The 2,095-nt window shown below is 40.7% G+C and carries 3 protein-coding genes; 2 read left to right on the top strand and 1 reads right to left on the bottom strand.

The window, feature by feature from the left end:
* Positions 1-160: 160 nt before the first annotated feature.
* Positions 161-712 carry a TetR/AcrR family transcriptional regulator gene (locus AACR75_RS15935; protein ID WP_047691003.1) on the bottom strand — a complete coding sequence of 184 codons (552 nt, stop codon included), beginning with the start codon at positions 710-712 and terminating at the stop codon, positions 161-163.
* 102 nt (positions 713-814) lie between these two features.
* Between AACR75_RS15935 and AACR75_RS15940 the strand changes: the two genes are divergently transcribed.
* On the top strand, positions 815-1,273 hold the full coding sequence (locus tag AACR75_RS15940) for an HPP family protein (protein WP_047691006.1): 459 nt from the start codon (positions 815-817) through the stop codon (positions 1,271-1,273).
* 105 nt (positions 1,274-1,378) lie between these two features.
* Positions 1,379-1,753: a hypothetical protein gene (locus AACR75_RS15945; RefSeq protein ID WP_025594819.1), complete on the top strand. Its 375-nt coding sequence runs from the start codon at positions 1,379-1,381 to the stop codon at positions 1,751-1,753.
* Positions 1,754-2,095: the final 342 nt, after the last annotated feature.

Raw genomic sequence — 2,095 nt, forward strand, 5'->3', positions numbered from 1 at the left:
GCTTTTGATCGAGTAAAGTCAGTTTATCTTATTGAATTTGCATAACAAACGGCTCAAGAGGGATTGCCAACGCGTGGCGGTTTTAGTGCAAAATTGAAGTCTAGTGTTTACAGTGTGTTTTTTGAGTTCGGCGGTGCGTTGTCAACCCCTTAGCCGGGCGTTAGCACTCAAGACGGTGTAAGATCTTTACACTGTTCTCTATTACTTCAGAACTTGCGCCTGTCATATAAGCCGTTGTGATGGCTCCTTCTTTGAGTAAACATATCGCATTGAGCAAATCGTCCGAATCTTCACTTAGCTTGTTTCGTATTAACTGACGTACTTGCGCTTTGTGGAAGCGACAATAGCTAGATATTTCACTTTTAGCATCGTGGAATTCCGCAGAAGTATTTATAAAGAAACATCCGTTAAAATCGCCTAGTTTAGGCTCATAGCCGTCAAACCATCCCTTTAAAGCATGAAATAGAGTGTCAACCAACTCACTATTATTGGTTGTGTTTTCAAGTTTAGCTTCCAACCATTGCATAAAGGTTAGGTGTCTTTGCTCTAAAGCCCTAAGTACCAAGTCTTCCTTGCTGTTGAAATGGCTGTAGAGCGTTTTCTTAGCCACACCAGAAACCTTTATTACTTCATTAATTCCAATGGAATTAATGCCATGTCGGTAAAACAGCTCTAATGCTGTACTTAATAGTAAATCTCGTTTCTTGCTCATAAAGACACCTCGAACTCGGTTTTGTGTATATTGACAAAGGTAGAATGATCTGTCTACAATAAAAAGTAGACAGGTCGTTCTACTTTTTATTGTGAGGTTTATATGAATAGTTATGTGTCTGCTTTAGTCGCAGGAGTTGGAGCTTCAATTACTCTTGGTCTTCTCTTGATGGTGGAAGCCAATGTAGAAAGTGCAGCTTTGGTAATGGCTCCATTTGGGGCAACAGCAGTACTAGTTTTTGGTTTACCACAGAGCCCTCTTGCTCAACCAAAAAATGTAATTTTTGGTCATTTGGTCACAGCCGTAATTGGTATAGTATTTTCTCAGTACGTAGGTGTAACACCTGTGAGTTTGGCTATTGCGACAGGGTTAGGTATTACATGTATGTTAGTCTCTAAAACAACGCATCCACCGGCAGGAGCGAATCCAATTCTAATTATGTTGGCAGGTCATGGTTGGTCATTCTTAGTTACTCCGGTCTTGATTGGCTCTGTCGTGATTGTTTTGATGAGTAAAGGTCTTCAAAAAGCTCAACAATACAGTTTAAAATCAGAGTACTAACAAAGCATTTAAGAGTGATTCGCAACGCTCGGCAGTTTCGCTTCGCTCAAGTATAGCCAAGCGCCGCTCACACCTTAATGCGGCGTTATAAAACAGGAGATCACAGTGAGTTTAGTTAAGGAATTTAAGTTTATTAAGTGGGAAGAGTTTGGAGAAGTTGTTGAGGAAAATAGAGTTGTGGAGCCTTCAGTTTCATTGAGAAGGTATGCCGAACTGAATAGATATGATGTCAAAAATAGGCTTCCATCAGCAGTTAAAGAGTTACTTACACTCGCCAAGCTTTATGATATTCCCTACAACAATAGCTCTAGTCCAGTAACTTTTTCTTATGCCATTATCGATGCCATATTTACGACTATTATTGTTTCTGCTGCTGAAAGAGACATGATACTAAATGCGCAACTTGAAACAGCGACTCATTCGCAGTTGGTTGAGGCGGAGCAGTTTATATCTGAACTAAGGTTGCCAGAGATTCGATAGTTTTATAACAAAGCGTTTAAGGCAGATTCGCAACGCGTGGCATTTTCAGTTCAAATTGGCTTTTGTGTTTACGGTGCAATGGTTTAGGTTAGGTGGCGGCGTTGCTCACTACTTAACGCGGCGTTAGGCAAAGTGAGTTTTTATCAGCTAAATCGGGTTTGAATTGAACGGTGAATTCCATGTTTTAATGGCTGGAGTTAAGCAATAAGTCGTCATCACATATTTGTTGTTTCGTGATCGTGTTGGGTTGTTTTTCGCTGTGAATTCAGCGGCAAAATAACCTTCAGCATCCAAACGTCCGCCGAGCATGCTACGCTCGTCACTTTTCTTCCAAATCGCTCA

It is taken from the genome of Vibrio sp. ZOR0018 (assembly GCF_963865925.1).
GTDB classification, from domain to species: Bacteria; Pseudomonadota; Gammaproteobacteria; order Enterobacterales; family Vibrionaceae; genus Vibrio; species Vibrio anguillarum.

Bases quoted from the DNA above. Each gene is read 5' to 3' on its own strand.
- AACR75_RS15935 (WP_047691003.1), bottom strand. From the start codon at position 712: ATGAGCAAGAAACGAGATTTACTATTAAGTACAGCATTAGAGCTGTTT.
- AACR75_RS15940 (WP_047691006.1), top strand. From the start codon at position 815: ATGAATAGTTATGTGTCTGCTTTAGTCGCAGGAGTTGGAGCTTCAATT.